The following is a 6,702-nucleotide window of genomic DNA, read 5'->3' as shown; positions in this document are numbered from 1 at the left end:
TGGTCGAGAACAATAGCTCACGAGAATACTGCCGTTGCCGGTGTTCTTCGAAAACCTGATCAATCCACTCGGGGGCAATAGCCTGCTGCAGCGCCAGTTTGGCCATGACACTGGCAGGTGCTTTTTTCTCGAAACGCGCTAGAACTTCCGCCCACATCGTTTAGGTACCCCCTGAATGAATTTCAGGGGATTTTACAGAAGACCTTGAAAGGGCTGGCTGTAAAAGCGGAACCCTAAGTGGCCGTTACCGCAGGAATGGATATGTACTCGGTATAACTGTATCGACTGTCAGGCCGCTATCGCAGGCAAGCCAGCTCCCACAGTTGGATTGCGGGGGTGTCTGGTAGGTAAATGTCGGCTGTCAGGCCGTCATCGCAGGCAAGCCAGCTCCCACATTGGGTTCGCCGGGGGGTCAGGTGGATAAGCGTCGGCTGGCAGAGCGTCAGGCAGCGCTGCGGATCTTGTGCAAAGCGTCTGCCACCCATTGACCAAAAGCATCCACCGGCCCTTGCAGGTTGCCGAGAAAATGCGGATAGATCAGCCACAAATCCATCACCGGCTTGAAGTCCTTGAGGGGCATCGCCGCCAACTGCTCGCGATGAGCACTGCGTTCCAGCAACGGACGTGGCACCAGGCCAAGGCCGAGACCGTCGGCCACCAGGCCCAGTTGCAGTTCAGTGCCAAAGGTTTCCAGGTTTACCCGCAGCGCCAGGCCCTGGTCAGACAAGGTGCGCTGCAACCCCGCACGGAACCCGCAGCCGTCCGGGTTGAGGATCCAACCGCTCTGGTACACGTCCGCCAGCTTGCAAGGCTTCTTCGGCAATTGCGCCTTGGCACAGACCACCACCAACTCCATCTTGCCGATGGACTCACCGACTAGGTTGTCCGGGAAGATCTTGCCCGCGGGAAACAACGCCACCGCCGCATCCAGTTCGCCGCGTTCGATCTTGCCGACCAATTGGCTGCCCCAGCCGGTGGCAACCTGGGCACGCAAGTCGGCGTATTCGCTGCGCAGGTGCTTGAGTGCGTCCAGCAGCACCACATCGCCAATGGTCTGCGGTACGCCCAAGCGCAGCACGCCGGTGGGCGGCGCATCGGTGGCCACCAGTTCGCGCAGGGCATCCATCTCGCGCAGGATCAACCGGCATTGCTCATAGACACGCGTACCGATCAGCGTTGGCTTGAGGGGCTTGGTGTTGCGGTCGAACAGTTCCACTCCCAGAGCCTGCTCGAAGTTCTGCACGCGGCGGGTGATGGCTGGCTGGGTCAGCTGCAACGACGCGGCGGCATGGCTGATGGACTGGCAACGAATCACTTCGACAAAGGCATCGATATCGTCAATTTTCATTTGGGCCGCACATACAGATCAGTCATTAAGATGTGCGTGAAGCATAGTGGCCGCACACAGGTCTGGATAGCCCAGCCAGTGATCAATAACGTCTAACCCTATTCAAACCGGTTCTAAATTACCTCCGGCTATAAGCTATATCATTAAAAAATAGCATATTAAAAACAAACATTATGCTTAGATAAAAATACACCAACAGCCCGATGGAATGGTCATGACCCAGGCCCGACACCCCGAGAGACTCAGAGCCTTCATAGGCGCCCTGGCGGAATTGATCGACGGCAACCCGCGTGAAGGCGACCTGCTGCACCGTGGCGGCAAGTTGCTGGCGCAATTGGTCAGCCACGATGATTGGCTGCCCGACGAATTCGCCCAGCCCGACCCCGAGCGCTACCAGCAATTCTTGCTACATGCCGATTCGCGCCAGCGATTCAGCGTGGTCAGCTTTGTGTGGGGGCCAGGGCAACGCACGCCGATTCATGACCACCGGGTGTGGGGGCTGATCGGTATGTTGCGCGGCGCGGAGGTTTCCCAGGGGTTTGCCCGGGCACCGGGCGGCAGCCTGGTAGCGCTAGGCGAACCCGTGCAATTGCTGCCGGGCCAGGTCGAGGCGGTGTCGCCCAAATTCGGCGATATCCATCAGGTCAGCAATGCCCACGGCGACCAAGTGTCCATCAGCATCCACGTATACGGCGCCAATATCGGCGCGGTGCGCCGGGCGGTGTATCAACCCGACGGCAGCGAGAAACTGTTTATCTCCGGTTATTCCAACGCCTATCTCCCGAACATCTGGGACCTGTCCAAAGAAAAGAGCCCTGCCCTATGACCACCCTATCGACCCGCAGCTTTGCGCAGATTCGCCAGGCCCTGTTGGCACGCGAAGAAGTCGCGCTGATCGACGTACGCGAAGAAGCCCCCTTTGCCGAGGCCCACCCTCTGTTCGCCGCGAATATCCCTTTGTCCAAGCTTGAACTGGAGGTGTACGCGCGCATTCCACGCCGCGATACCCAAGTCACCCTGTACGACAACGGCGAAGGGCTGGCCCAGCGCGCCGCCGAACACCTGGTTGCACTGGGCTACACCCAGGTCAGCCTGCTGGAGGATGGGCTGGACGGTTGGCGTCGGGCCGGTGGCGAGCTGTTTATCGACGTCAATGTACCCAGCAAGGCGTTTGGCGAACTGGTGGAGAACCAGCGTCACACGCCGTCCCTGGCCGCCGAAGAGGTCCAGGCCCTGCTCGACAGCCAGGCCGATGTGGTGGTGCTCGATGCGCGCCGTTTCGACGAATACCAGACCATGAGCATCCCCACCGGCATCAGTGTGCCGGGGGCCGAGTTGGTGTTGCGCGCCCGTGAGCTGGCGCCCGATCCAGCCACGCGCATCATCGTCAATTGCGCCGGGCGCACCCGCAGCATTATCGGCACCCAGTCGTTGATCAACGCCGGCCTCCCCAACCCAGTGGCAGCCCTGCGCAACGGCACCATCGGCTGGACCTTGGCCGGGCAGACCCTCGACCATGGCCAGGCGCGCCGCTTTGCGCCGACCTCGGAAAACCATCGCCAGCTCGCCGCCCAAAAGGCACGTGGTGTTGCCGATAAAGCCGGGGTCAAGCGTGCGACGCTCAATGACCTGCACCGCTGGCAACAGGACGCGACCCGCACCACCTACCTGTTCGATGTGCGCACCGTAGAAGAATTCGAAGCCGGCCACCTGCCGGGCGCCCGTGCCACCCCGGGCGGGCAACTGGTGCAGGAAACCGACCACGTTGCCAGTGTGCGCGGTGCGCGCCTGGTACTGGTGGACGACGACGGCGTGCGCGCCAATATGTCCGCGTCATGGCTGGCCCAGTTGGGCTGGCAGGTCTCCGTGCTGGACGACCTGCAAGCCACGCACTTCAGCGAACGCGGTGCATGGGTCGCACCCGTGCCGCCACCGCTCCAGGCCGAACTGATCAGCCCCCACACCCTTGCCGACTGGCTCAGCCATGGCGACACGCAGGTGCTGGACTTCACGGCCAGCGCCAACTACGTGAAACGTCATATCCCCGGCGCCTGGTGGGTGCTGCGCGCGCAACTGCCCGAGGCCCTGAGCAAGGTACCGAGCGCCCAGCGCTATGTGTTGACCTGCGGCAGCAGCCAACTGGCGCGCCTGGCCGTGCCGGAAGTCGAGGCCCTCACCGGCAAGCCGGTCTTTTTGCTGCAGGACGGCACGGCCGGCTGGATCCAAGCGCAACTGCCCCTTGAGTCAGGCGAAAGCCACCTGGCGTCCCCGCGTATCGACCGCTACCGCCGCCCTTACGAAGGCACCGACAACCCTCGGGAAGCCATGCAGGCTTACCTGGATTGGGAGTTCGGCCTCGTGGAACAACTGGCCCGCGACGGCACCCATGGCTTCTACGTGATCTGATTCACCGCTGCATCGTTTCGCCCAACCGACCCCTTCTCCAGGCGGAGGTATCTCCCTTTACCCAACGCCTGGAGTTTTTCCCATGCTGTATGCCCTCCCATTCAAACGCCTGCTGTGGGGCGCCGCCCTGGCCTTCGGCCTGCTTTCCACCGTCCAGGCTGGCGACCTGCAACCGCTGCGCGTGGCCAACCAGAAATCCACGATCAAGGCGCTGCTGGAAGCCTCGGGCGAAAGCCAGAACGTGCCTTACGAGATCAAATGGTCGGAATTCCCCTCGGCCTCGCCCCTGGGCGAAGCGCTGAATGCCGGTGCTGTGGATGTCGGCGCCCTGGGCGATGCCCCTTATGTGTTCGCCCTCGGCGCCGGTGCCTCGATCAAGGTGATCAGCATCATCCATGCCGAAGGCCGTAACACCACGGCGCTGCTGGTGCCCAAGGATTCACCGATCAAGACCGCGGCCGACCTCAAGGGCAAGAAGATCGTCACCGGGCGCGGCTCCATCGGGCACTACCTGGCGATCAAGGCCCTGAACGATGCCGGGCTGACCACCCAGGATGTGCAGTTCATCTTCCTGCTGCCCGCCGAGTCCCGGTTGGTACTCGACAACGGCACCGCCGATGCCTGGGCGACGTGGGACCCTTACACCACCGTGGTCACCTCACAGAGCAATGCTCGCGTGCTGGTGAGCGGCAAGCACCTGCTGAGCAATCATCTGTACTTCGCCGCTACCGGCCAGGCCATTGCCGACAAACGTGTGCAACTGGACGACTTTGTCGCCCGCATTGATCGCGCCTACGCCTGGGCCAATACCCATCCCGAGCAATACGCCGCTGCCCAAGCCAAGATCACTGGCCTGCCACTGGCCGTGCATATCGAAGTGGCCAAGGACACCCATCTTTCCCCGGTCACGATTGACGATACGGTGATCCATGGCCTGCAAGCCACCGCCGACACCTATGTAAAAGAAGGCCTGCTGAGCAAACACATCGACGTCTCCCAGGGCTTCGATTCCAGCTTCAACGCCAAGCGTATCCCCCTCGAACAAGCCTCGCGCTAAGGAGCAGAACATGAGCAAGCCACGTCAATTGAAACTCGGTGCCATGGTGCACGGTGTCGGCCACGGTTGGGGCGAATGGCGCCACCCGCAGGCACAACCCGACGCCAGCACCAATTTCGGCTTCTACAAGCAGCAGACCGCACTGGCCGAAGCCGCCCGGTTCGACTTCGTGTTCATCGCCGACAGCCTGCATATCCACCCCAAGTCCAGCCCCCATTACCTCAACCGTTTCGAGCCGCTGACGATCCTCTCGGCCTTGGCCGCGCTGACCACTCACATCGGCCTGGTCGCCACCGTGACCGTCAGCTACACCGAGCCTTACCAGGTAGCACGCCAGTTCGCCTCCCTGGACCACATCAGCGGCGGCCGCGCTGGCTGGAACGTAGTCACCTCGTGGCTGAGCGGCACCGCCGATAATTTCGGCAAGGCCGAACACCCGCCCCACGCCGTGCGTTACCGCATCGCCAAGGAGCATTTGAATGTGGTCAAGGGCCTATGGGATTCCTGGGAGGACGACGCCTTTGCCTATAACAAACACAGCGGCGAATTCTTCACCCCAGGCAAGTTGCATGCGCTTAACCACAAGGGCGAATTCTTCTCGGTCAAAGGCCCGCTGAACATCGCGCGTTCGCGCCAGGGCCAACCGGTGATTTTCCAGGCGGGCACTTCGCAGGATGGGCGTAACTTTGCCGCTGAAAACGCCGATGCGATTTTTGTGCACGTGGAAACTATCGACGAGGCCAAGGCCTACAGCGCCGATTTGAAACGCCGCGCCAAGGGCTTTGGCCGCGACCCGGACAGCCTGTCGATCCTGCCGGGCATCCGCCCGATTGTCGGGCGCGATGCCGCCGAAGTGGAAAGCCGCTACCAGCAAGCCGTGGCGCTGGTCACTGTGGAGGACGCCATCGTCGCCCTCGGCCGACCGTTCAACGACCATGATTTCAGCCAGTACCCGCTGGATGCGCCCTTTCCCGAACTGGGCGACCTGGGCGCCAACAGCCAGAAAGGTGGCTCCGAGCGTATCAAGCAACTGGCCCGTGACGAAGGCCTGACCCTGCGCGAAGTAGCCCTGCGTTTCTCACGGCCCCTGCGCGACTTTGTCGGCACCCCGCAACAGGTCGCGGATGCGATCCAAACCTGGTTCGAGAGCGGTGCCAGCGATGGTTTCATTATCAATTCGGTACTGCCGGATGGCTTGCAGTATTTCACTGAGTGGGTGGTGCCGGTGCTTCAACAGCGGGGGTTGTTCCGTACCGAGTACAGCGGCCACACCCTACGGGACAATCTCGGCCTGGAAGTGCCAGCGAACCGCTACAGCGTGATCGAACCCCACGAGAAAGCGCTGGCCTGAACACATTCCACTGTGGGAGCGGGCTTGCCCGCGATAGCGGTGTGTCAGTCACTGAATCTTCAACTGGACCACCGCTATCGCAGGCAAGCCAGCTCCCACATTGGTCATGTATTGCCCACAAAATCAGCGCCTGGCACAGATCCCCTGTGGGAGCGGGCTTGCCCGCGAAGGCGGTGTGTCAGTCACTGAATCTTCAACCGGACCACCGCTTTCGCAGGCAAGCCAGCTCCCACATTGGTCATGTATTGCCCACAAAATCAGCGCCTGGCACAGATCCCCTGTGGAAGCGGGCTTGCCCGCGAAGGCGGTGTGTCAGTCACTGAATATTCAACTGAGCCACCGCTTTCGCAGGCAAGCCAGCTCCCACATTGGTCATGTATTGCCCACAAAATCAGCGCCCGGCACAGATCCCCTGTGGGAGATTCTATGGTTGAGGGGCAACCCTCAACCAACTTTTGGCTGATATTCGCTTTGCCCTTTCAGCAGAGCGAACACCACCCTAGCAAGCTTGCGGGCCAGTATTACCAGCGCCTGTGTGGT

At 61.5% G+C, this 6,702-nt stretch carries 5 protein-coding genes; 4 read left to right on the top strand and 1 reads right to left on the bottom strand.

Annotated elements, in window-relative coordinates; genetic code table 11:
- Window positions 1-442 precede the first annotated feature (442 nt).
- Entirely contained in the window at window positions 443-1,348 is a 906-nt protein-coding gene (locus JMV15_RS27675) for a LysR family transcriptional regulator (RefSeq protein WP_003191880.1), read from the bottom strand.
- 214 nt (window positions 1,349-1,562) lie between these two features.
- Here JMV15_RS27675 and JMV15_RS27670 point away from each other — a divergent pair, with 214 nt between their 5' ends.
- The 4 genes from JMV15_RS27670 to JMV15_RS27655 all read left to right on the top strand — a co-directional run bounded on the left by JMV15_RS27670 (window position 1,563) and on the right by JMV15_RS27655 (window position 6,162).
- Window positions 1,563-2,174, top strand: a complete 612-nt coding sequence (locus JMV15_RS27670; RefSeq protein ID WP_201491977.1) for a cysteine dioxygenase family protein — start codon at window positions 1,563-1,565, stop codon at window positions 2,172-2,174.
- Window positions 2,171-3,754 carry a rhodanese-related sulfurtransferase gene (locus JMV15_RS27665; RefSeq protein WP_038449897.1) on the top strand — a complete coding sequence of 528 codons (1,584 nt, stop codon included), beginning with the start codon at window positions 2,171-2,173 and terminating at the stop codon, window positions 3,752-3,754. The genes JMV15_RS27670 and JMV15_RS27665 overlap by 4 nt, the downstream gene beginning before the upstream one ends.
- An 82-nt stretch (window positions 3,755-3,836) precedes the next feature.
- Window positions 3,837-4,811, top strand: a complete 975-nt coding sequence (locus JMV15_RS27660) for an ABC transporter substrate-binding protein (RefSeq protein ID WP_014718168.1) — start codon at window positions 3,837-3,839, stop codon at window positions 4,809-4,811.
- Between the two features lie 10 nt (window positions 4,812-4,821).
- Complete coding sequence (locus tag JMV15_RS27655) at window positions 4,822-6,162, top strand: LLM class flavin-dependent oxidoreductase (protein ID WP_014718167.1); 1,341 nt, start codon at window positions 4,822-4,824, stop codon at window positions 6,160-6,162.
- The last annotated feature ends 540 nt before the right edge of the window (window positions 6,163-6,702 follow it).

Source organism: Pseudomonas paracarnis (assembly GCF_904063055.1).
Classification (GTDB): domain Bacteria; phylum Pseudomonadota; class Gammaproteobacteria; order Pseudomonadales; family Pseudomonadaceae; genus Aquipseudomonas; species Aquipseudomonas paracarnis.
Note: the sequence above shows the minus strand (reverse complement) of the source record. Positions and strands in the feature narration are given on the sequence as shown.